The organism is Pseudomonas sp. B35(2017), from assembly GCF_002113645.1.
Taxonomy (GTDB): Bacteria; Pseudomonadota; Gammaproteobacteria; order Pseudomonadales; family Pseudomonadaceae; genus Aquipseudomonas; species Aquipseudomonas ekonensis.
This window is the reverse complement of sequence record NZ_NEIZ01000031.1, coordinates 1-24,193: the sequence shown is the minus strand read 5'-3', so window position 1 is coordinate 24,193 and position 24,193 is coordinate 1. Positions and strand designations below refer to the sequence as shown.

The window sequence follows — 24,193 nt, the reverse complement described above, 5'->3', positions numbered from 1 at the left end:
GGTTGAGGGCTTCGCGGCCGGTGAAGCTGAGCACCTGGAAGTCCGCGTTGGCGCCTTCGAGGGTGAGGGTGATGTGCGTAGCGTTGGCGTCCAGCATGCTTGAATCCGTTCCTTGGAATAGCAGCACTGAGGGTGCATGAAAGCCCGGATGCTATCAAAAAACGATGAAACGGGCTTGCGTCATTGAACGCCTTTGCGCGCCTGCGTCAGGGTCGGTCAAGGCGCGCCGAACAGCATCGTCCAGTACACCCCTTGATCGCTGCGCACATCGCTGGCGAACCCGGCGCCGACCTGGGTGAACATCGGGTTCATCAGGTTGGCGCAGTGGCCGGGGCTGGCGAGCCAGCCGGCCATGGCCTTGCCCGGCGAGCCTTGGCCGGCGGCGATGTTTTCGCCGATCTGCCGTCCGCGGTAGCCGGCGGCGCGGGCGCGGTCGGAGGGCATGTCGCCGTCGGGGTCGCGGTGGGCGAAGTAGTTGCCGTAGGCCATGGCCTTGCTGTGCCCTTGGGCGGCGGCGCCGAGGGCCGGGTTCCAGCTCAAGGGGCGGGCGGCGGCGAACCGCTGGCGCCCGCACATCCGCGGGCGGGAGCGGGCCGCGTTGACCTCGGCCAGCAGGGCCTTGCCGACGCTGCGGTTGTCGCCCACCCGGCTGTCGAGCACCGGCCGCGCCAGCACCACTTGCCATTCGTTGCGGGCGCGGCTGATGCCGATGTCGGCGTACTGGGCGTCGAGCAGGGCGCCGCAGTGGTCGTCCTGCAATTGGTCGAACGCCTCGTCGGCGTCTTCGGCCCCGACGATCCGGATGCTGCGCACCGACACCGCCGCGTACCCTTGACCCTTCAGGCGCTCGCGCAACCCGCCGCCATAACCGTAGCCGATGGGCAGGGCCAGATCCTGCTTGAGCGCCAGCGGCGCCAGGCGTTGCGTCGGGCGGCGGTCGCATCGTTGGGGGTGGGCGCGCAAGTCGTTGATGGCGGTTGCCAATTGTCGTTCCGCACCGGCATGGGCGGGGGCGGCAAGCAGCGGCGAGAGGAATAGCAGGCACAGCGGAACGAAGCGGGACGGACGAACGGCGTGGCGCATGGAAGGGGCGGCTCTTAAGGGGGACGGCGCTTTAGTGAAATGAACCGCGAAAGGCGGCGCGGGTAGGACTGGGCTTTTGAGGCTTGGTTCACGGGGCGGCGGTGAGAATCGCGGCGGGCCGACGAAGTGTCTGGGACGGGCGTTCCTGTAGGCCGTTGCGGTGTTTTCTCTGGCACTGGGATCCTGCGGGCCACCGGGATCCCTTGTGGGAGCCAGCCTGCTGGCGATGGCGACCGTTCAGGCGCCGCAGGGTGTAGCCAAGACAGTTGCTCCCACAGGTTCTGTGTCGATTCCCCGAATCCTGTGGAAGCAACGCCACCGTCACCGCCCGGCAACCCTCAGCGGTTCAGCGCCTCGCCCATCCATTCCAGGTACTCCGGCCGCTCGGCAATCGAGTTGTGCCCTGCAGGCGCGATCACCCTGAGCGTCGCCACGCCCTCGGGAAAGCTGCGCAGCAGCCGCTCGGTGCTGGCGCGGGGAATCACCTCGTCGTCGCTCGCCGCCAGCAGCAGTGTCGGCACCTGGATGTGCGCTGCGTAGCGGCCGGACTCGAAACGGTCCTTGAGCAGCCACTTGACCGGCGCCCACGGGTACTGGCGGGCGGCGAGTTCCTCAAGGTTGTTGTAGGGCGTGACCAGGATCAAACGCTGCACGGGCCGCTGGCTGGCCAGCCGGACGGCGACGCCGGAACCGAGGCTGCGCCCGATCAGCGCGATCTGGGGATGGCTGGCGTACACCCGGTCGAACAGCGCCAGGGCATCCCGGGCAATGGCTTCTTCGGAGGGGGAACCGCCGCTGCCGCCATAACCCCGGTAGTGCAGCAGATACACGGCCTGACCGGGAAAGGCCCGGGCAAGCGCCGACAGGCTGAGCGAAACGTCCTCGGCATTGCCGCCGAAGTAGATCAGCGCCTTGGGGCCGGGGTGTTCCCGGACGCTCACACGGATGTCGGCGTCCGGCGTGGACAGCGTCAGTCGCGTATCCGGCGAGTCCACCGCCGCAGGCTGGGGGAAATAGATCAGCGCGCGCTGGAACACGAACAGCGCCGCGCACAGGATCAGGTACGCGGCGACGGCCAAGGCGACGAGTGACATCAGGGTTCGTGACATTCGGCTAACTTTAACGGGGCGCGCAGGCGGGTTGTCGCAGTGTAGCCCAGCGAACCCTCGCCCCAGCGCCTCGCTCAGTGCCGCAGGAGGCCAGACCATGCAGACCCGCGCCATCCCCTCGACCTGCGAAGCGCTGCCGACGGTAGGGCTGGGTACCTACCGCGCCTTCGACGCTGCGCCGGGCGATCCGCTGCACCGGCCCTTGCCGGCGGTGCTCGGCGAGCTGTTCAGCAAGGGCGGGACGGTCATCGACAGCTCGCCCATGTACGGCCGCGCCGAAGAGACCGTCGGCGGGCTGCTGTCGATTCACGAACCGCGCTCGCCGGCCTTTCTGGCCACCAAGGTCTGGACTCGCGGCCGAGAAGAGGGCATCGCGCAGATGGAGCGCTCCTTGCGTCTGCTGCGCACCGACTGCGTCGACCTGATGCAGATCCACAACCTGCTGGACTGGCAGACCCACCTGCCGACCTTGCGCGACTGGAAGGCCCGGGGGCGCATCCGCTACATCGGCATCACCCATTACGCGCCGTCGGCCCATGACGAGGTCGAAGCGGTGTTGAGGGCCGAACAGGTGGACTTCCTGCAGATCAACTACGCCCTCGACGACCGCGCCGTGGAAAAACGCATCCTGCCGTTGTGCCGCGAGCGCGGGGTGGCGGTGATCTGCAACCGGCCGTTCGGCGGCGGCGCGCTGCTGGAGCGGCTGCGGGGCCGACCGCTGCCGGGGTGGGCTTCGCAGGTCCAGGTCACGAGTTGGCCGCAGTTGCTGCTCAAGTTTCTGCTGGCCCACCCGGCGGTCACCTGCGTGATTCCCGGCACCGGCAACCCGCGCAGCATGGCCGACAACGCCGGTGCCGGGTTCGGGCTGACGCTGACCGACGCGCAGCGTCAGCAATTGATCGCGCTGGTGGGCTGAGAACGGCACGAGACGACAGACGGTGGCGGGCACCCGCTGAATCATCGGCGGTTTGCCCGGTCGTATCTGCGGCGGCGCGCACCGGGCCAAGAGGCGAGGGCAGCGCCGGCCGATTCCGTCGTCTTGACCCTGGTTTTGGGAAGCCCTGAATGAAGCCTGCAACAACCTTGCTGCTGACCGTTTCCGCCGCCGTCCTGCTGGGCGGCTGTGTCGCGGATTTTGATGATGACTACCGCCATGGCGGGTATTACGACCGCGACCGTGGCCGCTACTACGACCACGACCGGCGCTGGGATGACCGCGACGACCGGCGCGAGTGGCGTCGTCATCACCGCGACCGCGACGACAACGACGATTGAGTGAACGCAAAGAGGGCGCTCCCGGCCGGGAGCGCCCTTGGCATTAAAAGTGAGCGCTCGCCCGGACGCGGGAACGCGCAGGCACCGAGGCCTCGAGATCCAGCAGATGGGTGGCGAGAATGTCGCTCAGAAAACGGAACTGATCGTTGAGGCCCACCACGCCGTTGCTGAAATGATGACTGGCGGCGGGCATCAGCAGATCTTCGAAATCTTCGTTGAACACCAGTGCCTGTGCCTTGCGCGACACCGCGTGCTGGTCATAGTAGTTGCTGCCGAACACCGGGAAGCTCACGGCGAGGGTGACGGGGTGGCTCATGGTGTTGACTCCTCGATGTGTTGCGGTTGGGTGAATCCTGCGCCAGGCGACCCTTGCGCGGAAGGCAATCGTCGTAATGGTGAACATCGACGGCAATGATGGTTCGGGTGTGGCGGTGAGCCTGTCGGCCCTTCGATCGCCAGCAGGCTGGCCTTCACCCTTTGAGCAGCACGGCAATCTCCTGTGGGAGCGAGCCTGCTCGCGACAGGGCCTGCACATCCCCCTCACCGCTGACCGGCCCACCTATACTCAAACGCATACCGCCCCGGCTCCCTGAAGGACACCACCGTGAACCTGCGCGCGCTGGCCGTCGCCGCACTGTTTCTGCTGGCCGGCTGCGCCACGTCGGCGCGGGCCCCGGTCAGCGCGCCGGCGGTGGTGGTCTCGCCCGCCACCTGGCAACAGATTGACCGGGAAATCCTCAGCGCGTCGCAGCAGGCCACCGAGCAGGTCAAGCTGTTCGCCCGGGGTTCGATGGAACATTGGCGCACTCGGGTCTATCAGCAAACTGAAGAAAATTTCATTCCGTGGTTCAGTAGCTACTGGACCCAGGAATGGCTGTCGATGAAAGTCAGCTGGTACACGATCAGCGCCGGCGGCGAACAGGACGCGTCGGCCAAGCGCCTGGCGGCGTATCTGCTTGATCAGTATCTGGAAAGGGTACTGGCGCCGGTGGCCGTGGAGATCGACCCGGACGCGATCCTCGGTCAGTCCACGGCGTTCTATGCGCAGCAGATGGCGAAGCAGATGCCGCTCATCGCCCAGCGTCACGGCGTGCCCGTCGCCCAACTCAACGGGCGCCTGCAGAAGATTCCCGCCATCGCCCTCGGGCCGCCGCCGGCCCGGGATGCGTCGCTGTACCAGGTCATCAGCACCGAACCGTTGAACACCTTGCCGGCCTACGCCGCGCTGATCGACAAGATCCACACCGACGGCGGCGCCAAGGGCATCGCCTCGACCGATGCCGGCATGGCCCCGGTGGCCCGGCGCGCCAGCCAGCGCATGGAAGCGGAAATGGCCCCGCGCGGCGCCGCCGGCGCGGTGGCGGCCGCGGCGGGGAAACTCGCCGGGGCGCTGATCTCCGTGGGCGTGGCGGGCATCCGCGCGATCATCCAGGCCAACGACCGGCCGGACAGCGAAGCGCTGATCCGCAGCAGCCTGGGCAACACGTTCGACAAGGCCTGGCTGAAACTGGTGCAGAACCCGACGACCGGCGTCATGGCCGGCACGCTGCACATCGCGGGGCAGGTCGAGGGCAGCCTGGGCGGCCGCGAAGAGCCGTCGGTCGGGCAGGGCCTCCAGCGTGTCGAATGGCGGCCGCCGGAATCGACCAGTCAGCAGATCCAACCCGATCCTCAAGGAGAATGACCATGGCTTACATCGATATCTTTGTGGCGCCCGTGCCGAACGCCAACCGCGGGCAATATGAAAAGCACTGTGCGGTCGCCGCGAAACTGTTCAAGGAATACGGCGCCCAGGACGTTGTGCAGTGCTGGGGCGATGACGTGCCGGACGGCAAGGTCACGTCGTTCCCGATGGCGGTGAAGCTCAAGGAAGGCGAAACCGTGTCCGCAGGCTGGCTGATCTGGCCGGACAAGGCGACCCGCGACGCCGGCATGGCCAAAATGATGGACGACCCGCGCATGCAGCCGGACGCCAACCCGATGGGGTTCGACGGCCAGCGCATGATCTTCGGCGGCTTCAGGCACCTCGTCGAATCCTGAAGCCCACCGCATCTCCGTGGAAGCTGGCTTGCCTGCGACGGCGGTGGATCAGTCTCCACAGATGTTGGCAGTGCCGACCTCATCGCTGGCAAGTCGAATCGTCGCACCGCAGCGCCCACAGGTTTTGCGGTGTGCCGGGATCTCTTGTGGGAGCCAGCCTGCTGGCGATGGCGGCGGGTCAGGCTCCACAAATGTCGGCAGTGCTGGCCTCATCGCTGGCAAGCCAGCTCCCACAGGTTTTTGTGGTGAACAAAGATACTGCGGATACCCGCAATCCTCTGTGGGAGCCAGCCTGCTGGCGATGGCGGTGGATCAGGCACCGGAGATGCCAGCAGTGCTGGCCGTATCGCTTGCAGGCAAGCGCCCACAGGATTTGCGTCGGGCAATGGCTCAGGCCTACTCTGCCGACGGTGTGATCCGGCAGCTCTTGCGCAAGCGGATCTGTTCGTCCGTCGGCCGCTCGTGGATGAATTCGAAGCGCGGCTCGCCTTCGCTGTAGTGCACCAGCCAGCCCCATTCCAGTTCGGTTTCGTCCTGCCCGGGATTCGGCGGTCGGGCCCACCAGGGTTCTTTGCTGAGGATCTCGCGCATGGCGGTCTCCGGTCGATGGCCATCCCTGAACTATAACCTTCATGTCGCGGGGCGCCAGAAAACGGCCGTGTAGAATCCACAGGATCACGACCCGCGAAGGAGAAGGGCCATGAAGGACGATTTACCTGGGGATCAACCGTTCAAGCGGCTGTTCTTTGCCCTGGACTGCCCGCCGGTGCAGCGCAAGGCCATTGCCCAATGGCGCAGCGCCTTGAACCTGAGGGCCGGCAAACCGGTGCCGGCGGACAACTTTCACCTGACGCTGCTGTTTCTCGGCGCGGTGCCGTTGGCGCAGATTGCGCCGGTGTGCGAAGCGGCCGCCAAGGTGAGCACGCCGGGAACTGCGCTGAGGATTTCGCTGGACCGCTTGCAGGTGTGGCGCAAGGCCGGTGTGCTGTCGCTGGCGCCGGAACAGGCACCGCCGGCGCTGCTGCGGCTGGTGTACGCGCTGGAGCAGGCGATGCTGCCGTTCGGTTTCGAAGAGCCGCCCCGGGAATTTCGGCCGCACCTGACCCTGATGCGCGACTTTCGCGAACCCGTCCCGGAATCCGCCACGCCGCCGGAATTCTTCCTGCGGGCCGAGCGCTTCGCCTTGTTCGAATCCCACAAGGGCCGCTACCGCGCCCTGGCCGAATGGCCGCTGGCCTGAACCGACAAAAAAAGGCGCCCGAGGGCGCCTGAATTCACCTGAACCGAGGAGTGCCAGGTGAGGCCGTTCAGAGAGAGGGTGCAGCGGTGGTAAGGCGCTGCATGAACGGGAAACCGTTGTCTTGAATCCTGCTGCATCCCTTGCGGGAGCGAGCCTGCTCGCTCCCGCAGGTTCACTTGCCGAGCTTCACCCGCGTCCAGCCTCGGGTCATGATCCGCTGCGTGGCGATCGGCTGGTCCGGCACCGCGTACAGCGTGGCCATCACTTCCTGCGGCGGATACGAGCCCGGATCGTTGCGGATCGCTTCGTCCACCAGCGGCGTGGCGGCCTGGTTGGCGTTGCTGTAGCCGATGCTGTTGGTGATCTCGGCGATGATGTCCGGGCGCATCAGGAAGTTCATGAACAGGTAGGCGTTCTCGACGTTGGCCGCATCGCGGGGAATCGCGACCATGTCGTAGAAGCTGCCGGCGCCTTCCTTGGGGATGCTGTAGTCGATCGTCACCTTGTTGCCGGCCTCTTCGGCGCGGGCCTTGGCCTGCAGCACGTCGCCGGAGTAGCCGACGGCCACGCAGATGTTGCCGTTGGCCAGGTCCGAGATGTACTTGGACGAATGGAAATACGCCACCGACGGACGGATCTTCATGAACAGCGCTTCGGCCTCGGCGATGTGCCGGGCGTCTTTGTCGTTCACCGGGTAGCCCAGGTAGTGCAGGGCGGCCGGGAGCATCTCGGTCGGCGAGTCGAGGAAGCTGATTCCGCAGGCCTTGAGCTTCTCGGCGTTCTCTGGCTTGAACAGCAGATCCCAGGAATTGACCGGCGCGTTCTTGCCGAGCACTTCGCGCACCTTGTCCGGGTTGAAGCCGATGCCGATCGAGCCCCACATGTACGGGAAGGCATGGGCGTTGTCCGGATCGCTGGCGGCGGCGTTCTTGAGCAGCACCGGGTTGAGGTTCTTCCAGTTCGGCAGCTTGGATTTGTCCAGGGTCTGGTAGACCCCGGCCTTCACCTGCTTGGCCAGAAAGCTGTTGGACGGCACGACGATGTCGTAGCCGGACTTGCCCGCCAGCAGACGCGCCTCCAGGGTCTCGTTGCTGTCGAACACGTCGTAGGTCACCTGGATGCCGGTCTCGTCCTCGAACTTCTTGACGGTGTCGGGGGCGATGTAGTCGGACCAGTTGTAGACGCGCAGCACCTTGTCGTTGGCCTGGGCGCCCGTGGCGATTGCGCCCAATAAGGACAGTGTCAGCAGAGTCCTGCCAAACATTTTCATCGGTGAAACTCCATTTTTCTTGTTCAAAAACACATTGCGGATAAAACCCTGTGGCGAGGGAGCAAGCCCCCTCGCCACAGTCATGACAGTGAGGCTCCCGCAGTCGTCAGGCCGTCGCCGCGCGCTGCGGCTGTTGCCAGGACTCGTTGGCCGTCTGGTCCATGGCTTCCTGGATCGCGCGCTTGCGGTTGGCTTCCGCCTTGCGGCCGAAGTACCAGACCAGGAACGTCACCAGCGACACCGCCAGCAGGATCAGGCTGGCCACGGCGTTGATCTCAGGCTTCACGCCCAGGCGCACCGCCGAGAACACTTCCATCGGCAGCGTGGTCGAGCCGGGGCCGGACACGAAGCTGGCCAGCACCAGGTCGTCCAGCGACAGGGCGAACGACATCATGCCGCCCGCCGCCAGCGACGGCGCGATCATCGGGATGGTGATCAGGAAGAACACCTTGAACGGCTTGGCGCCCAGATCCATCGCCGCTTCTTCGATCGACAGGTCCAGCTCGCGCAGGCGCGCCGACACCACCACCGCCACGTAGGCCGCGCAGAACGTGGTGTGGGCGATCCAGATGGTGACGATGCCGCGCTCCTGGGGCCAGCCGATCAATTGTGCCATGGCCACAAACAGCAACAGCAGCGACAGGCCGGTGATCACCTCAGGCATCACCAGCGGCGCGGTGACCAGGCCGCCGAACAGCGTGCGGCCCTTGAAGCGGGTGACGCGGGTCAGCACGAACGCCGCCAGCGTACCGAGCGCCACGGCGGCGATCGCGGTGTAGCAGGCGATCTCCAGCGAGCGCACCACCGAGCCCATCAGCTGGGTGTTGTCGAGCAGGCCGGCGTACCACTTCACCGACCAGCCGCCCCACACCGTCACAAGCTTAGAGGCGTTGAACGAGTAGATCACCAGGATCAGCATCGGCAGGTAAATGAACGTCAGGCCGAAGATCAGCATGAACTTGGAAAATCCGAAACGTTTCATCCCCGTCCCTCCATCTCTTTGGCCTGGCTGCGGTTGAACAGCAGGATCGGCACAATCAGGATCAGCAGCATCACCACCGCCAGGGCGGACGCCACCGGCCAGTCGCGGTTATTGAAGAACTCCTGCCACAGCACGCGGCCGATCATCAGGGTTTCCGGGCCGCCCAGCAGTTCCGGAATGACGAACTCGCCCACCACCGGGATGAACACCAGCATGCAGCCGGCGATGATGCCGTTCTTGGCCAGCGGCACGGTGATTTTCCAGAAGTTGTTGAAGTTGCTCGAACCCAGGTCCTGCGCGGCCTCAAGCAGGCTGGCGTCGTGCTTGACCAGGTTGGCGTAGAGCGGCAGCACCATGAACGGCAGGTACGCATACACGACACCGATATAGACCGCCGTGTTGGTGTTGAGGATCTCGATCGGGTGATCGGTCAGCCCCGTCCACATCAGGAACGCATTGAGCAGGCCGTTGTTGCTGAGGATGCCCATCCACGCGTACACGCGGATCAGGATCGCGGTCCAGGTCGGCATCATGATCAACAGCAGCAGGACGTTCTGCGCTTCCTTGCTGGCCTTGGTGATCGCGTAGGCCATCGGAAAACCGATCACCAGGCACATCAGCGTGCTGAGCAGCGCGACCTTCAGCGAACCGAGGTAGGCCGACAGGTACAGCTCGTCTTCGCCGAGCATGCTGTAGTTGCCGATGTTGAGGAACAGCTGGAATTTCTGCTCGGCGTAGGTGTAGATCTCCGAGTAGGGCGGAATCGACAGGGCCGCTTCCGAGAAGCTGATCTTCATCACCAGGAAGAACGGCAGCATGAAGAACAGGAACAGCCAGATGAAAGGAATCCCGATGACGAACTTGCGTCCGCTGGGCACCCACCGCATGAGCCGCTGATTGAGAGTGCTCATGAGCGCAGCACCACGCCGCTGTCGTCTTCCCACCACACGTAGACCTTGTCGTCCCAGGTCGGCCGTGCGCCGCGGCGTTCGGCGTTGGCCATGAACGACTGGACGATCTTGCCGCCGGGCAGCTCGACGTAGAACACCGAGTGGCCGCCGAGGTAGGCGATGTCGTGCACCTTGCCTTCGGACCAGTTGTAGCGGGCTTCGGGCTTGAGGGAACTGACCAGCATCTTTTCCGGACGGATCGCGTAGGTGATCGATTTGTCCTGCACCGAAGTACTGACGCCGTGGCCGACGTAGATCTTCTGCGCAAGGTCGGGGCTGTGAATGATCGCGTGGCCTTCGAGGTCTTCCACCACGGTACCGTCGAAGGCGTTCACGTTGCCGATGAATTCGCAGACCATGCGGTTGACCGGCGCCTCATAGATGTCCACCGGGCTGCCGACCTGGGCGATCCAGCCCAGGTGCATGATCGCGATGCGCTCGGCCATGGTCATGGCCTCTTCCTGGTCGTGGGTCACCATCACGCAGGTCACGCCCACGCGCTCGATGATCTCCACCAGCTCCAGCTGCATCTGCGAGCGCAGCTTCTTGTCCAGCGCGCCCATCGGTTCGTCGAGCAGCAGCAGCTTGGGCCGCTTGGCCAGCGAACGGGCCAGGGCCACGCGCTGGCGCTGACCGCCGGACAGTTGGTGCGGCTTGCGCTTGGCGTATTGGGTCATGTGCACCAGGCGCAGCATCTCTTCGACGCGGGCGTCGATCTCGCTGGCCGGCAAACGGTCCTGCTTGAGGCCGAAGGCGATGTTCTGCGCCACCGTCATGTGCGGAAACAGCGCATAGGACTGGAACATCATGTTGATCGGTCGTTCGTACGGCGGCATGTCGGTGATGTCCACGCCGTCGAGCAGGATCCGCCCGTCGGTGGGACGCTCGAAACCGGCGAGCATGCGCAGCAGGGTCGACTTGCCGGAACCAGAGCCGCCGAGCAGGGCGAAGATCTCGCCCTGATGGATCTCCAGGGACACGTCGTCCACGGCGGTGGTTTCGTCGAATTTCTTGGTGACGCGATCGACTTTCACCAGAACCTTCTTCGGTTGCTGATGACCTTCAAGGGCCTTCCTGTAAGTGCTGGAGGCGTTTGCCATGTGAAACTCCCAACAGGTTTCAGTCGCCGGGCCAAATGGCCTGGCTCAAAAGTGGATTGCAGATCGTTTGGAGTCATTCCTCTCGGACCGCATCCCCCTGTGGGAGCTGGCTTGCCAGCGATGGCGGCGGGTCAGTCACCCTCAATGTCGAGGGTGAAGGCCTCATCGCTGGCAAGCCAGCTCCCACAGGGTTTTGCATCGATCCGATTGCCGACACTCCTGCCGATCCGGCTTGTTCGGCGCCGCCGTCCTGGCTGCCTGGTCGTACTTGTTGTTATTGCGGTTTCGTTGTTTTCACGGGTGACGGATGTGCACACGCACAGCCGCCGCTCCCGTGGGGGCAGTAAAGGGTGTTGCGTCTACGGGGGAGGTCAGCGCTGGTGGCGCTGCGCCGCACGTTGCCGGCAGGCCGCGCCGAACGCCTGGAAAATCTTCAGGTAGGGCGGGTTGTCCAGCACCTGCCACTCCGGATGCCATTGCACGCCGACGGCGAACGTCGGGCTGTGCTCGACCGACACCGCCTCGATCAGACCGTCCGGCGCCACCGCTTCGGCGCGCAGGCCGGGGGCGAGGCGGTCGATGCCTTGGCTGTGGATGGAGTTGACCTGAAATTCGCCCGGCAGCTCCAGCGCCTCGAACACGCCGCCGGCCAGCACCGTCACGGCATGGGCCGGGGCGTACTGCACGGCGACATCCGGGCTGTCGGCTTCGCGGTGGTCGAGCATGCCCGGCAGCTCATGCACCTTCTGGTGCAGGCTGCCGCCGAAGGCCACGTTCATTTCCTGGAAGCCGCGGCAGATGCCGAGCACCGGAACGCCCGCCGCAATGGCCGCACGCAATAGGGGAAGAGTGGTGGCGTCCCGCGCCGGATCGTGATCCGTGCCGGGAGCGCTGGCCGGGCCCTGATAGTGGAAGGGTTCCACGTTGGAGGGCGAGCCGGTGAGCAGCAGGCCGTCGAGCTGACCGAGCAGGTCGCCGATCTCCGTCAGTCCGCCCAGGGAAGGAATGACCACCGGCAGCCCCTGCGCCGCGACGCTGACAGCACGCACGTACTTGTCGCCGCTGATGTGGTAGGGGTGCAGGCCGATCTGTTTGACGCACGCAGTAACGCCGATCAATGGCTTGAATGCCATTTTTATTCACCTCGAAGTTTGACACTTGAACGAGCTTTTCCGGAGCTTAGCCGCGTTTATTTTAATTAACAACTGCCATGTAAAAAATTCTAAACGCCGTTCATCCAATCTTCAGGATTTCCGCCGCTCTGGCGCCTGCGTCGGCATGCGAATGTTAAAAAAAGCCCGAAAAATAAACGCTGAACGGCCCTGTGTTCGCTATTGACTTCACTTTGCCGTTCGGGTTGACTGGCTCCGCGAAACAGCAGTGAACATAATAATTAACAGCTAAATAGGTGCATCATGTCGGTCCCTCTGCGTGCCGTTCAACTCAACGAAGCAAACGCATTCCTTAAGAAACATCCTGAGGTTTTGTACGTCGACCTTCTGATTGCAGACATGAACGGTGTGGTGCGCGGCAAGCGCATCGAGCGCACCAGTCTTCACAAGGTCTACGAGAAAGGCATCAACCTGCCGGCTTCGCTCTTTGCCCTCGACATCAACGGTTCCACCGTCGAGAGCACCGGCCTTGGCCTGGACATCGGCGACGCGGACCGCATCTGCTACCCGATTCCCGGCACCCTCAGCATCGAGCCATGGCAGAAGCGTCCGACCGCCCAACTGCTGATGACCATGCATGAACTCGAAGGCGAGCCGTTCTTCGCCGACCCGCGCGAAGTGCTGGCCAACGTGGTGCGCAAGTTCGACGAACTGGGCCTGACCATCTGCGCCGCGTTCGAGCTTGAGTTCTACCTGATCGACCAGGACAACGTGAACGGCCGTCCGCAGTCGCCGCGTTCGCCGGTGTCGGGCAAGCGCCCGGTGTCGACCCAGGTCTACCTGATCGACGACCTCGACGAATACGTCGACTGCCTGCAAGACATCCTCGAAGGCGCGAAAGAGCAGGGCATCCCTGCCGACGCCATCGTCAAGGAAAGCGCCCCGGCGCAGTTCGAAGTCAACCTGCACCACGTGTCCGACCCGATCAAGGCGTGCGAATACGCGATCCTGCTCAAGCGTCTGGTGAAGAACATCGCCTACGACCACGAGATGGACACCACCTTCATGGCCAAGCCGTACCCGGGCCAGGCGGGCAACGGTCTGCACGTGCACATTTCGATCCTGGACAAGGAAGGCAACAACATCTTCGCCAGCGAGGATCCCGAGCAGAACGCCGCGCTGCGTCACGCGATCGGCGGTGTGCTGGAGACCCTGCCGGCGCAGATGGCCTTCCTCTGCCCGAACGTCAACTCGTACCGTCGTTTCGGCGCGCAGTTCTACGTGCCGAACTCGCCGAGCTGGGGCATCGACAACCGCACCGTGGCCGTGCGTGTGCCGACCGGCTCGCCGGACGCCGTGCGCATCGAACACCGCGTGGCCGGCGCCGACGCCAACCCGTACCTGCTGATGGCGTCGGTGCTGGCGGGCGTGCACCACGGCCTGACCAACAAGATCGAGCCGCCGGCGCCGACCGAAGGCAACAGCTACGAGCAGAACGAACAGAGCCTGCCGAACAACCTGCGCGACGCGCTGCGGGTGCTGGACGACAGCGAAGTCATGGCCCGGTACATCGACCCGATGTACATCGACGTGTTCGTCGCGTGCAAGGAAAGCGAACTGGCCGAGTTCGAGAACTCGATCTCCGACCTTGAGTACAACTGGTACCTGCATACGGTCTGAAGACCACCGCCGGATCCACAGTGTCCGGCGCAAACCACAAGTCCGAAAGAACACTCCATTCCCTGTGGGAGCCACAGCCATGACCATGACCCGCAACGACTGGGAACAGCGTTTCCAGTCCCTGACCCTCGAAGGCCGCGCCTTCATCAACGGCGAGTACCGCCCGGCCATCGGCGGCGCCACGTTCGAATGCCTGAGCCCGGTCGACGGCCGCTTCCTGGCGTCCGTGGCCAGCACCGACGAAGCCGACGCTAACCTTGCCGTCGAAGTCGCCCGTCAGACCTTCAATTCCGGCGTCTGGGCCAACAAGGCCCCGGCCGAACGCAAGCGCATCCTGATCCGTTTCGCCGATCTGATCCTTGAGCACCAGGAAGAACTGGCGCTGCTGGAAACCCTCGACATGGGCAAGCCGATCAGCGACTCGATGAGCATCGACGTGCCGGCGACCGCCAACGCGATCCGCTGGAGCGCCGAGGCCATCGACAAGATCTACGACGAAGTCGCCGCCACGCCCCACGATCAACTGGGCCTGGTGACCCGCGAGCCGTCCGGCGTGGTCGCGGCCATCGTGCCGTGGAACTTCCCGCTGATCATGGCCAGCTGGAAGTTCGCCCCGGCCCTGGCCGCCGGCAACTCGTTCATCCTCAAACCGTCGGAGAAGTCCCCGCTGACCGCGATCCGCATCGCGCAACTGGCGCTGGACGCGGGCATTCCCAAAGGCGTGTTCAACGTCCTGCCGGGCTTCGGCCACACCGTCGGCAAGGCGCTGGCGCTGCACATGGACGTCGACGTGCTGGCCTTCACCGGCTCCACGGCCATCGCCAAGCAACTGATGATCTACGCCGGCCAAAGCAACATGAAACGCGTGTGGCTCGAAGCCGGCGGCAAGAGCCCCAACGTGGTGTTCGCCGATGCGCCGGACCTGCGCGCGGCCGCACAAGCGGCGGCGAGCGCCATCGCCTTCAACCAGGGCGAAGTCTGCACCGCCGGCTCGCGTCTGCTGGTGGAGCGTTCGATTCGCGAGCAATTCATCCCGCTGCTGGTGGAAGCGCTGCAAGCGTGGAAACCCGGCCACGCCCTCGACCCGGCCACCACCGTCGGCGCGGTGGTCGATCAGCGGCAGCTGGACAACGTCCTGCGCTACATCGGCATCGGCCGGGAGCAGGGCGCCGAACTGATCGCCGGCGGCCAGCGCACCCTCGAAGAGACCGGCGGCCTGTATGTGCAGCCGGCGATCTTCGACGGCGTGACCAACGCCATGACCATCGCCCGCGAAGAGATCTTCGGCCCGGTGCTGTCGCTGATCACCTTCGACACCGTCGAAGAGGCGCTGCAGATCGCCAACGACAGCATCTTCGGCCTCGCCGCCGGGGTCTGGACGAGCAACCTGAGCAAGGCCCACACCTTCGCCCGTGGCCTGCGCGCCGGCAGCGTGTGGGTCAACCAGTACGACGGCGGCGACATGACCGCGCCGTTCGGCGGCTTCAAGCAGTCGGGCAACGGCCGCGACAAGTCGCTGCACGCCTTCGACAAGTACACCGAGCTGAAAGCGACCTGGATCAAGCTCTGACCTATTTTGCAGCGGCGGCCGCCGGCACGTGCCGGCGGCCCTCGGAGAACAATAAAATGAAACAGCAACACGTCAACAGCTACTACGCGGCCACCCGCCACGAAACCATCGACTTTCCGACCCTGGAAGAAGCGGTGGACTGCGATGTCTGCATCATCGGCGCCGGCTACACCGGCCTGTCCTCGGCGCTGTTCCTGACCGAGGCCGGCTACAAGGTGACGGTGCTGGAAGCGGCGAAGGTCGGCTACGGCGCCAGCGGCCGCAACGGCGGGCAACTGGTCAACTCCTACAGCCGCGACGTCGATGTGATCGAGGCGCGCTACGGCGACAAGACCGCCGAGATCCTCGGCAGCATGATCTTCGAAGGCGCCGACATCATCCGTTCGCGCATCAAGCAATACGACATCCAATGCGACTACCGCCCCGGCGGCATCTTCGCGGCGATGAACAAGAAGCAGCTCAAGGGCCTCGCCGAGCAGAAGCGCAGCTGGGAGCGCTACGGCAACCGCAACCTCAAGCTGCTGGACGCGGCGGACATCCGTCGTGAAGTCGGCTCCGACGCCTACGTCGGCGGTCTGCTGGACATGCAGGGCGGCCACATCCACCCGCTGAACCTGGCCCTCGGCGAAGCCGCGGCCATCGTGCGCCTGGGCGGCAAGATCTACGAGCAGTCCGCCGCCGTGGAAATCAAGTACGGTGAGCCCAATGTCGTGCGCACCGCCAAAGGCCAGGTGCGCGCCAAGTACCTGCTGATCGCCGGCAACGCCTACCTGCCGCAGGGCCTGGACAACCGCGTGACGGCCAAGAGCATGCCGTGCGGCTCGCAGATCTGCGTCACCGAACCGTTGACCGAGAAGCAGGCCCGCAGCCTGATCACCAACAACTACTGCGTCGAGGACTGCAACTACCTGCTCGACTACTACCGCCTCACCGCGGACAACCGGCTGCTGTACGGCGGCGGCGTGGTCTACGGCGCCCGCGAGCCGGACGACATCGAAACCCTGATCCGCCCGAAGATCCTCAAGACCTTCCCGCAGCTCAAGGACGTGAAGATCGACTACCGCTGGACCGGCAACTTCCTGCTGACCATGTCGCGCATGCCGCAGTTCGGCCGCATCGAGAAGAACGCCTACTACATGCAGGGCTACAGCGGCCACGGCGTCACTTGCTCGCACCTGGCCGGCAAGCTGATCTCGGAAATGATCCGCGGCGACGCCGAACGCTTCGACGCCTTCGCTTCCCTGCCGCACATGCCGATGTTCGGCGGCCGCACCTTCCAGGCCCCGCTCACCGCCATGGGCGCCGCGTACTACTCGCTGCGCGACCGTTTCGGCATCTGATTTACCTCCCCGGCGGCGGCCCCGCACAGGCGCCGCCGGTTTTTGCCCGCAAACCCACACCCCTTTAGGCGCTTGCCTGCAAGCGATGAGGTCAGCCCAGGCACCGCCTATCCCACTGAAACCCCAAAAACCTGTGGGCGCTGCGGCGCGACGATTCGACTAGCAATAGCGGTCTATCAGCAAAAATGATGTTGAAAGTGCCATCGAATCGCTGGCAAGCCAGCTCCCACAGGCCCTGCATTTACTTCGGGTTCACCCCCGGCAGGCTCATTTCACCCACCGTCCATCGAACCTGCTGAGCAACACCACCAAACGTGATTTAATAGCCGCCTTTCACGGTTCCGGGACACGGGAGCAACGTGATCCGCGCCCCCGGCGCGTCACCCGCCACCCACCCCCATTGCCCTTAAGTACCTCAACATAAGGCTGTCATGGATACGGGTTCTCGACTCAAACTAGTACGCGAAAGCTACAAACTCTCCCAGCGCGAGCTGGCCCGGCGTAGCGGCGTGACCAATGCCACCATCTCCCTGATCGAACAGAATCGCGTCAGCCCTTCCGTCAGCTCGCTGAAAAAGCTGCTCGAAGGCATACCGATGTCCCTGGCTGACTTCTTCACCTTCGACCAGCCCCCGCGCGAACACCAATACGTCTTCCGCGCCAACGAACAACCTGACCTCGGCCGCCACGGCCTGCGCCTGCTGCTGATCGGCGCCTCCGTCCCCAGCCGCCAGATGCGCCTGCTGCGCGAACAGTACGCGCCGGGCGCGAGCTCCGGCGAAGAGCCGATCGTGCACGCCGAAGGCGAAGAGTGCGGCTTGGTGACCCGTGGCACCGTGGAACTGACGGTGGACGGGCAGGTGAGCGTGCTGAGCGCGGGGGACGGGTACTACTTCCCGACTACGCTGCCGCATAAGTTCCGGAATATCGGGGCGGATGAGGCGGAGATTATTAGTGCGAATACGCCGGCTAACTTCTGATGTTTAAGGGAGAGTGACAAGCCTGATGCTTGAGTTACATTCCCCCTTTACCAACACGCGCATCGCCAGCGCGACATTGCTGGATGCATGGCAGTGGTGTTATGCCGACCTGAAGTCGCCGACCTCCCGTGGCAATTTCGCGGAGTACCTGGTCTACCTGGCGCTTTGTTCGGATCGCACCCTTGCAGAACACTACAAGACCCGCAAGGACTGGGACGTGGTGGATCTGACCTACGGCAGGGGTGTTCCGGATTTTTCCCCAGACTTTAAGAACCATTGCCACAGCACCCGCTTTGGCTGGGGGATCGAGGTCAAGTCCACTTCCAGCGGCAGCAAGAACGTAAAGTTCGATCTTGAGCCCCGGCAAGGGTATGTGTGGAACAACTACATTTCAAAGCCTTATGGAAAGGCCATCGAGATTTATCGCCGCTGGTCTGACTTTTTTATCCTTGCGCATTTCAAGGACGATAAGCAGGAGACCCAGGACATTCGCGATCTGAACAACTGGGAATTCTTTGTTGTGCCGACCTGGACCATCAAGCAGGACTCCATCCGGCTGAGTTCGTTGGGAAAAAAATACGCGGCGATCCACTTTTCAGAGGTCAAGGCAGAGCTCGATCTATTGATTGAGGGTGATGTCGGCCACTTGAGGCGCTACAAGCTCACGAACGACATCGCGAAGAAAATGTATTGCTCGGGCCACATCGAACTTGCCCAGAAGATGTTTTGCTCGCGGGCAGCCAAGTAGAAAAGTGACAAGTAGAAAAGTGACGGATTTATTTGTGTAAGACCGGCATCTTCAAATGTTCTGGCCAAGAACATCGAACCCTCGTTGCTCTATAACTCCAAACACATCACTCACGCCCTGAGCCGAAACTCTGGCGATTGGTGGTGACGTTACGGGGCTGTCCTGGCAAGCCGCAAGCTCGCTCACTTCAATTTCCAGTGCCCGCCGCCATTTTCGCAATCGGTTTTCGCCTGGGCCAGATCCTCCGCGCTGTAGTAATAGGTGCTCACCTGCGCACGGTCGGGAATGTTCAGCGATTTGGCGCTCTTGTCCTTACTGGTGGAATGCGGATTAGCCAGGGATTCCTGGGTGAGGGTCGCGATGCACGAGGCCCGGTAGCCATCGGCGCAGTGCTCGACCTTTTTCTTGGTGCTGTTGAGCATGTCCTTGCTTTCGTTGCTGCAGGACCAGTCGATGGCACCGGCGGGCATGCCTTCGTATTCGTAGCAGCTGTGGGTTTCCACGGCAGGGACCGAAGCGCTGGAGGAACGGGTCAGGACATCACAGCCCTGGGCCGAGACGCAGGTGGGGATCACGCAGGATGCGGCAATCAGGAACAGGGGTCGGATGTTCATCGGAGCTCTCCCTTGGCGCCATGTCGGGTCATGGAGGGGCGCCTATGGTTTCGAGAGCGGGCTCGCCGGGGAGGTTCCATCGGGGTTGTGCCGTTGCGCCGACCGGACAGACAGGGAACAATTGCAGACTGACAGCATCCCCAAGGATCGGACAACCGCCATGATCACCATCGGCAGCCGCAACAACGCCCCCACCACGCAGCACCTCACCCAGGACGTCTATATTTTCAGCCTCGACCTGTCCCGCCCGGGCACGCCGTTCTGTTTCGAGCAATCCATCGGCGGCGGGCATGCGGAGCAGGGCGGGGTGCGGTGGTTGGCGCTGGACGAACTGGACGACTGGCCCGGCGAGTGGCGCGTACATCTCAAGAGAGCCGGTTGCCCGTGGGTGGCCGAGTTGATCGATGCGCAGCCGATGGCGGATCAGGCCGCCCTGGTTTCGTTGATCCTCCAGCGCTACGCCGAGCCGGCAAAACCGGTGGGGCGGTTGAAGGCCGTCGGCAGTTGGCTTAAACGCAACATTCACGTCGGCGGCCGGTACGGCGTCTGAACCGAGGACATCCCATGACTCAAACGCTGGAACGCGCCATCGCCATCGCCGCCACGGCCCATGCGGGGCAAGTGGACAAGGGCGGGGCGCCGTACATTCTGCATCCTCTGAAAGTCATGTTGCGCATGAGCAGCCTGGAGGAACGCATCGTCGCCGTGCTCCACGATGTGGTCGAGGACTGCGATGTCAGCCTCGACGATCTGCGCAAGGAGGGGTTCAGCGAAACGGTGCTGACGGCCATCGAATCGGTGACCAAAGTGCCGGGCGAAGCCTACGAGGACTTCATCGAGCGGGTGGCCCTGAACCCCATCGGGCGGGCGGTGAAGCTGGCGGACCTGGAAGAGAACAGCGACCTGTCGCGGATCGCCTCGCCGGGGTGGGAGGATCTTGAGCGGATCGAGAAGTACCGGCGGGCGATCGGCCGGTTGCGATCCTGACGGCAGTTTGATTCAAACATGGAAGAAGAGAGCGGTAGATGGCACGGATAGATTTGAAGGTACCGTATGCGGAAAAGGATCAAGCCAAGTTGCTGGGCGCGCGGTGGGATGCCCAAGCAAAGACCTGGTTTGTGCCGGAGGGTGTGAGCACTGAGGCTTTTGCACGTTGGTTGCCTCGACCGGAGGAGCCCGGTCTGGAGCATGAGCCGGAGTTTTACCTGCGCTCCCCGTACTATTTCATCTTGCAGTCGTCAACGGAGTGCTGGAAGTGCTACTGCCCCACCCGCGTTTTCTCATTCAAGCTCCCGGAGGAGCACGAGCAATTCGAATATGCCGAAGAGGACGAGGACACCGGCTTTTCCCTGGAAAGCGGATTGGGCTACTGGGTAAGTCACGGGGTCCGGGTCGGGTTGTCAAACATCAGGACATTGTCGCCATCGGTCATCAAACAACTTCGTACCTACTCCACTCGCTACCAGCCCGATCACAGCAAGATGGCGGGAGCGATTTACTACATGAATCACTGTGAACATTGCTCTGCCAAACTGGGCGACTTTTTCATGCACAGTGAGCCAGGCGGTGCGTTTTTCCCGATGTCTGCGCAGGCAGCGTCCTCAATGACACTGCACTTGATCAATGAGCGCTTCGATGGCAACGGCAGCGTCGGATGGGCGACCGAAGACTTCATGGATTGCATGCGACTCAAGAACGGTTGATTGCCCATTCATTGCGGGTCATGCAGACGTAGCACTGGGATACGTGAGCATGACCCGTGCAGGTCAGCGCAGGTGAGCAGCAAACCCCGTACGCTCCGGCGCCACATCCTCTTTGAGCGTCAACGAAGGAATCTCGTAATCCCCGCCGTTCTGCTGCCGGAACGCAATCGGCCGGGTGCTCCACAGCTCATCCAGCCGTGAGCCCAGTTCGTCGCAGGTGCGGGCAAACCGCGCCTCGTCCATCCGCCCGGTGCGGTACACCACGAACGGCGGCAGCACATCGAAGCCGGGGTAGTACAGCACCCCGTGCTGGATCGGGAACAGCAGGTCGTCGATAGGCCCGTTGATGCCGCGCGGGCCGTAGTGCGAGTCCCAGCCGCCCGCGGTCACCACCAGCATCGCCCGCTTGCCTTTCAGGTTGCCTTCGCCGTAGCGCTCGCCCCAGCGGCTCTCGGAGTGTTCGCCCACGCCGTAGGCAAAGCCGCAGGCGTAGACCCGTTCGACCCAGCCCTTGAGAATCGCCGGCATAGAGAACCACCACAGCGGGAACTGCAGGATCAGGGTGTCGGCCCACAGCAGTTTTTCCTGCTCGCGGGCGATGTCGGCCGCTTGTGTGCCGTCCCGGTAGGCACGCTTGGAGTCGCGCGACGGTTCGAAGGGCGCACTGCGGTCGCGTTCGGGGCTGTCGTCGCCGTCGATCGCGGCCTTCCAGTTCATCGCGTAGAGGTCGGACACCTGCACGGTGTGGCCGGCGGCTTCCAGGTGGCGGACGGTGAAGTCCTTGAGGGCGCCGTTGAGCGATTGCGGTTCGGGGTGGGCATAGACCATCAGCACATTCATGGGGAAACGCTCCTTGATTGGGTGAAAGCAGGATCGGCATCCAGCCGGTATAGTGGAAATGAATCTCTGACATATCAGGTATAGCAGTGAATAATTTGCGACGGCTGGATATCAACCTGCTGCTGACCCTCGACGTGCTGTTGTCGGAGCACAACGTCACCCGCGCCGCCGAGCGGCTGAACCTGTCGCAGCCCTCGGTGAGCGTGCACCTGGCCAAGCTGCGCGAGATCTTCGGCGACCCGTTGCTGCTGCCGGGCCCCAGGGGCATGCGCCCGACGGCACGGGCCGACGAGTTGCGCGAACCGTTGCGCGAGGCGCTGGAGGCGTTGGAGAGGGCGGTGGCGCCGGCCAGCCCGTTCGAACCGGCGAAGGCGCACAACACCTGGAAGGTCGCGGCGTCGGACTACGGCGAATCGACCGTGCTGCTCCCGGCGCTAGGCGGCCTGCGCGCCCAGGCGCCGGGCACGCGGCTGGCGGTGCTGGACCTGTCGCCGCAGCATCTGGTCAAGCAGGCGGAGCAGGGCATGATCGATCTGGCGCTGCACACCAGCGAAGACGCGCCGCTGGAACTGCACCGCCGGGCGCTGTTCACCGAGCGTTACGTGCTGGCCGGCCGCATCGGCCATCCTGGCCTGCAGGGCGAACTGACCCGCGAGCGCTTCTGCGCGCTGGAGCACGTGCTGGTGTCGCCGGAAGGCGGGGGCTTTTTCGGGGTGACGGACAAGGCGTTGGCAGAGGCGGGGCTGTCGAGAAGGGTGGTGCTGTCGGTGCCGCACTTCCTGTTGCTCAAATCGGTGCTGGCGAGCACCGATCTGGTGGCGATGCTGCCGTCGCGGCTGGTCCGCGACAGCTCAACCCTGCAAGCGGTAGAGCCGCCGCTGGCGGTGCCGGGCTATGAGATGGCGATGCTCTGGGCCGAGCGCTCGCACCGCGACCCGGCGCACAAGTGGTTGCGCGAGCACCTGGCGGCGTCCGTCTGAATCACGCGTGGCCGAGGGCGATGGCGAACGACACGACGATCATGCAGGCGAAAGCGAAATTGAGGTTCATGGCGGGCTAATCCTAAGCGTTTTTTGACGGCGCCATTGTGCCTAGGCCTGCGCAAAAGAAAAAATTCGGATGCGTGATTCCAATGATCGAAGTCATTGATAACGCCGCCCGGTCGGCACCTGCACATTCAGCACCGATTGAGTTTCAGCACGCCTTTGCAATTCACCAGGTTCGGAACTTGCTGCAAGTAGGGTCTGGCGGTGTAGTCACTGCGGACGTAGATCTGACGCGTCGCAAAAGCTCCGGGATTTTCCTGACGGGTGTCTCCGGTCAGGCAAGAAGCCTCGACCAGGCAGAAGCGGTCTTCGTCGAACGAGCTTTCCGGAAGTTGCATGGTCATCCTCTTCAGGTCACAGGTCTTGCTGGCTGATGAGGTTTTCCAGGCATCTTCACATACATCGGCTCGTGTCAGAGTTGCGTTTGCCGACACGACCCCGACAAGAAACACGGCGGCTAATGTCTTGTTGAGCCCAGGCATGAGTTTCTCCTCATGTAATCGGCAGGCAATGGCTGCCAGGTGCTTATGTCAGGGCATGTTAAGTCGGTAGCGGCGTTCTTTGACCTGTCAGGTTTGACAGGTCGTTAGCATTCCTTGCGCTAACGCGGTAGCCGGTGATGCGTAGGTCATTGTGCTTCTGCCTTGTGGCGGCTAATCTTGCAAGAAAACGCAAAATCAGGCAAAACCATGCACGACCATTCCGCCGCCGAACTCCCGTCCCTGCGCCGCCAGAAAATCCTCTTGATCCTCGAACGTGACGGCAAGGTCATGGCCTCCGAGCTGAGCCAGCACTTCGCGGTATCCGAAGACACCATCCGCCGCGACCTGGCCGAGCTCGACAGCGCCGGGTTGGTGCAGCGGGTGCACGGCGGGGCGCTGCCCCGGCCGAAAGACACCGGCAAGGATTTCCTCACCCGCCTGGACGAGATCGACGAGGTGAAGGTCCGACTGGCCAGATACGCCGCGCAGAAGGTGCGCGACGGGCAAATCGTCATGTTCGATTCCGGCTCGACCACCCTGCAGGTGGCGCGTTCGCTGCCGGCGGACATCCGCATCACCGCGGTGACCGCTGCACCGATGACGGCGGTCGCGCTGTCCGAATACCAAGGGGTGAAGGTGATTCTGGCGGGCGGGCAGCTCAACCCGAAGACCTTGTCCGCCGGCGGCCAGGAGGCGTTGCGCCTGATCGGTTCGATCAAGGCGGACCTGGCGTTCACCGGGGTGTGCGCGATTCATCCGCAGGTGGGGATCACCTCGCTGCACTTTGATGAAGTGCCGGTGAAGCAGGCGTTGCTCGACAGCGCGGCGCAGGTGATCGCCGTGACCACGGCGGACAAGCTCGGTGCGGTGGAGCCGTTCGTGGTGGCGCCCTGCGAGCGGCTGCACACGTTGATCACCGAGCGGCATGTGGCGTCGGGCAGTGTGGAGGATTACCGGCGGCTGGGGATTGCGGTGGAGCAGTTGCCTGACTGAGGTGTTGCGGTGGGGGCGAGGGCCCCATCGCCAGCA

General features: G+C 63.7%; 26 protein-coding genes and 1 pseudogene. 15 read left to right on the top strand and 12 right to left on the bottom strand.

The features are described from left to right. Nucleotides 1-216: 216 nt before the first annotated feature. Together CAG41_RS27835 and CAG41_RS27830 are read right to left on the bottom strand one after the other, a co-directional pair. Nucleotides 217-1,083: a CAP domain-containing protein gene (locus CAG41_RS27835; protein ID WP_085634072.1), complete on the bottom strand. Its 867-nt coding sequence runs from the start codon at nt 1,081-1,083 to the stop codon at nt 217-219. Nucleotides 1,084-1,421: 338 nt separating this feature from the next. Continuing rightward, nucleotides 1,422-2,192: an alpha/beta hydrolase gene (locus CAG41_RS27830; protein ID WP_085707744.1), complete on the bottom strand. Its 771-nt coding sequence runs from the start codon at nt 2,190-2,192 to the stop codon at nt 1,422-1,424. 85 nt (nt 2,193-2,277) lie between these two features. Here CAG41_RS27830 and CAG41_RS27825 point away from each other — a divergent pair. Both CAG41_RS27825 and CAG41_RS27820 read left to right on the top strand, forming a co-directional pair. Further along, nucleotides 2,278-3,108 (top strand): annotated as a pseudogene (locus CAG41_RS27825) (aldo/keto reductase); the annotation flags it as partial. Between the two features lie 149 nt (nt 3,109-3,257). Next, nucleotides 3,258-3,467 carry a hypothetical protein gene (locus tag CAG41_RS27820; protein WP_085583310.1) on the top strand — a complete coding sequence of 70 codons (210 nt, stop codon included), beginning with the start codon at nt 3,258-3,260 and terminating at the stop codon, nt 3,465-3,467. 43 nt (nt 3,468-3,510) lie between these two features. Here CAG41_RS27820 and CAG41_RS27815 read toward each other — a convergent pair whose 3' ends face one another. Beyond that, on the bottom strand, nt 3,511-3,783 hold the full coding sequence (locus CAG41_RS27815) for a hypothetical protein (protein ID WP_085583312.1): 273 nt from the start codon (nt 3,781-3,783) through the stop codon (nt 3,511-3,513). Nucleotides 3,784-4,071: 288 nt separating this feature from the next. Between CAG41_RS27815 and CAG41_RS27810 the strand changes: the two genes are divergently transcribed. After that, entirely contained in the window at nt 4,072-5,151 is a 1,080-nt protein-coding gene (locus tag CAG41_RS27810) for a hypothetical protein (RefSeq protein ID WP_085634074.1), read from the top strand. A gap of 2 nt (nt 5,152-5,153) precedes the next feature. Next, nucleotides 5,154-5,507, top strand: coding sequence for a DUF1428 domain-containing protein (locus CAG41_RS27805; RefSeq protein WP_085634075.1), 354 nt, complete (start codon nt 5,154-5,156; stop codon nt 5,505-5,507). A gap of 396 nt (nt 5,508-5,903) precedes the next feature. Here CAG41_RS27805 and CAG41_RS27800 read toward each other — a convergent pair whose 3' ends face one another. Further along, nucleotides 5,904-6,098 carry a hypothetical protein gene (locus CAG41_RS27800; protein WP_085583318.1) on the bottom strand — a complete coding sequence of 65 codons (195 nt, stop codon included), beginning with the start codon at nt 6,096-6,098 and terminating at the stop codon, nt 5,904-5,906. 109 nt (nt 6,099-6,207) lie between these two features. Between CAG41_RS27800 and thpR the strand changes: the two genes are divergently transcribed. Beyond that, nucleotides 6,208-6,747 carry an RNA 2',3'-cyclic phosphodiesterase gene (gene thpR / locus CAG41_RS27795; RefSeq protein ID WP_085707743.1) on the top strand — a complete coding sequence of 180 codons (540 nt, stop codon included), beginning with the start codon at nt 6,208-6,210 and terminating at the stop codon, nt 6,745-6,747. Between the two features lie 172 nt (nt 6,748-6,919). Here the strand turns inward: thpR and CAG41_RS27790 are convergent, their stop codons facing one another. From CAG41_RS27790 to CAG41_RS27770, 5 genes are all read right to left on the bottom strand, one after another. Then, nucleotides 6,920-8,017 carry a polyamine ABC transporter substrate-binding protein gene (locus tag CAG41_RS27790; protein WP_085583322.1) on the bottom strand — a complete coding sequence of 366 codons (1,098 nt, stop codon included), beginning with the start codon at nt 8,015-8,017 and terminating at the stop codon, nt 6,920-6,922. Between the two features lie 106 nt (nt 8,018-8,123). Further along, nucleotides 8,124-8,999 carry an ABC transporter permease subunit gene (locus CAG41_RS27785; protein WP_085583324.1) on the bottom strand — a complete coding sequence of 292 codons (876 nt, stop codon included), beginning with the start codon at nt 8,997-8,999 and terminating at the stop codon, nt 8,124-8,126. Beyond that, on the bottom strand, nt 8,996-9,877 hold the full coding sequence (locus tag CAG41_RS27780; protein WP_170930314.1) for an ABC transporter permease subunit: 882 nt from the start codon (nt 9,875-9,877) through the stop codon (nt 8,996-8,998). Before CAG41_RS27780 ends, CAG41_RS27785 begins: the two co-directional genes overlap by 4 nt. Before the next feature lie 29 nt (nt 9,878-9,906). After that, nucleotides 9,907-11,049 carry an ABC transporter ATP-binding protein gene (locus CAG41_RS27775; RefSeq protein WP_085583328.1) on the bottom strand — a complete coding sequence of 381 codons (1,143 nt, stop codon included), beginning with the start codon at nt 11,047-11,049 and terminating at the stop codon, nt 9,907-9,909. A gap of 371 nt (nt 11,050-11,420) precedes the next feature. Then, nucleotides 11,421-12,182 (bottom strand): gamma-glutamyl-gamma-aminobutyrate hydrolase family protein, encoded by a 762-nt coding sequence (locus tag CAG41_RS27770; protein WP_085583330.1) that lies wholly within the window; start codon nt 12,180-12,182, stop codon nt 11,421-11,423. 282 nt (nt 12,183-12,464) lie between these two features. On the opposite strand from CAG41_RS27770, the gene CAG41_RS27765 reads away from it, so the two are divergent. From CAG41_RS27765 to CAG41_RS27745, 5 genes are all read left to right on the top strand, one after another. Further along, nucleotides 12,465-13,841 carry a glutamine synthetase family protein gene (locus CAG41_RS27765; RefSeq protein WP_085583332.1) on the top strand — a complete coding sequence of 459 codons (1,377 nt, stop codon included), beginning with the start codon at nt 12,465-12,467 and terminating at the stop codon, nt 13,839-13,841. Nucleotides 13,842-13,920: 79 nt separating this feature from the next. Then, a complete protein-coding gene (locus CAG41_RS27760) occupies nt 13,921-15,411 on the top strand; it encodes an aldehyde dehydrogenase (protein WP_085583334.1) in 1,491 nt (496 codons plus the stop codon). A 56-nt stretch (nt 15,412-15,467) separates the two neighbouring features. Continuing rightward, the gene (locus tag CAG41_RS27755; protein WP_085583336.1) at nt 15,468-16,751 is read left to right on the top strand and encodes an FAD-binding oxidoreductase; all 1,284 of its coding nucleotides are present in this window, start codon (nt 15,468-15,470) and stop codon (nt 16,749-16,751) included. 431 nt (nt 16,752-17,182) lie between these two features. Further along, nucleotides 17,183-17,731, top strand: a complete 549-nt coding sequence (locus tag CAG41_RS27750) for a cupin domain-containing protein (protein WP_011333561.1) — start codon at nt 17,183-17,185, stop codon at nt 17,729-17,731. A 25-nt stretch (nt 17,732-17,756) separates the two neighbouring features. Then, nucleotides 17,757-18,479, top strand: a complete 723-nt coding sequence (locus CAG41_RS27745; RefSeq protein WP_085583338.1) for a hypothetical protein — start codon at nt 17,757-17,759, stop codon at nt 18,477-18,479. A gap of 182 nt (nt 18,480-18,661) precedes the next feature. Here CAG41_RS27745 and CAG41_RS27740 read toward each other — a convergent pair whose 3' ends face one another. Next, nucleotides 18,662-19,093 carry a hypothetical protein gene (locus tag CAG41_RS27740; RefSeq protein WP_085634078.1) on the bottom strand — a complete coding sequence of 144 codons (432 nt, stop codon included), beginning with the start codon at nt 19,091-19,093 and terminating at the stop codon, nt 18,662-18,664. Nucleotides 19,094-19,253: 160 nt separating this feature from the next. Here CAG41_RS27740 and CAG41_RS27735 point away from each other — a divergent pair, with 160 nt between their 5' ends. Genes CAG41_RS27735 through CAG41_RS27725 form a run of 3 tightly spaced genes read left to right on the top strand, consistent with a single transcriptional unit; the run spans nt 19,254 to nt 20,796 of the window. Further along, on the top strand, nt 19,254-19,643 hold the full coding sequence (locus CAG41_RS27735; RefSeq protein WP_085634079.1) for a hypothetical protein: 390 nt from the start codon (nt 19,254-19,256) through the stop codon (nt 19,641-19,643). A 14-nt stretch (nt 19,644-19,657) separates the two neighbouring features. Beyond that, the gene (locus tag CAG41_RS27730) at nt 19,658-20,080 is read left to right on the top strand and encodes an HD domain-containing protein (RefSeq protein WP_085583344.1); all 423 of its coding nucleotides are present in this window, start codon (nt 19,658-19,660) and stop codon (nt 20,078-20,080) included. Nucleotides 20,081-20,118: 38 nt separating this feature from the next. Then, nucleotides 20,119-20,796 carry a DUF5710 domain-containing protein gene (locus tag CAG41_RS27725; RefSeq protein WP_085583346.1) on the top strand — a complete coding sequence of 226 codons (678 nt, stop codon included), beginning with the start codon at nt 20,119-20,121 and terminating at the stop codon, nt 20,794-20,796. Nucleotides 20,797-20,859: 63 nt separating this feature from the next. Here the strand turns inward: CAG41_RS27725 and CAG41_RS27720 are convergent, their stop codons facing one another. Continuing rightward, nucleotides 20,860-21,636 (bottom strand): NAD(P)H-dependent oxidoreductase, encoded by a 777-nt coding sequence (locus CAG41_RS27720; protein WP_085583348.1) that lies wholly within the window; start codon nt 21,634-21,636, stop codon nt 20,860-20,862. Between the two features lie 86 nt (nt 21,637-21,722). Between CAG41_RS27720 and CAG41_RS27715 the strand changes: the two genes are divergently transcribed. Next, nucleotides 21,723-22,616, top strand: a complete 894-nt coding sequence (locus CAG41_RS27715; RefSeq protein WP_170930313.1) for a LysR family transcriptional regulator — start codon at nt 21,723-21,725, stop codon at nt 22,614-22,616. A 197-nt stretch (nt 22,617-22,813) separates the two neighbouring features. Here the strand turns inward: CAG41_RS27715 and CAG41_RS28510 are convergent, their stop codons facing one another. Further along, complete coding sequence (locus CAG41_RS28510; protein WP_139831359.1) at nt 22,814-23,164, bottom strand: hypothetical protein; 351 nt, start codon at nt 23,162-23,164, stop codon at nt 22,814-22,816. A 207-nt stretch (nt 23,165-23,371) separates the two neighbouring features. Here CAG41_RS28510 and CAG41_RS27705 point away from each other — a divergent pair, with 207 nt between their 5' ends. Then, entirely contained in the window at nt 23,372-24,157 is a 786-nt protein-coding gene (locus CAG41_RS27705) for a DeoR/GlpR family DNA-binding transcription regulator (protein ID WP_085707742.1), read from the top strand. Nucleotides 24,158-24,193 lie beyond the last annotated feature (36 nt).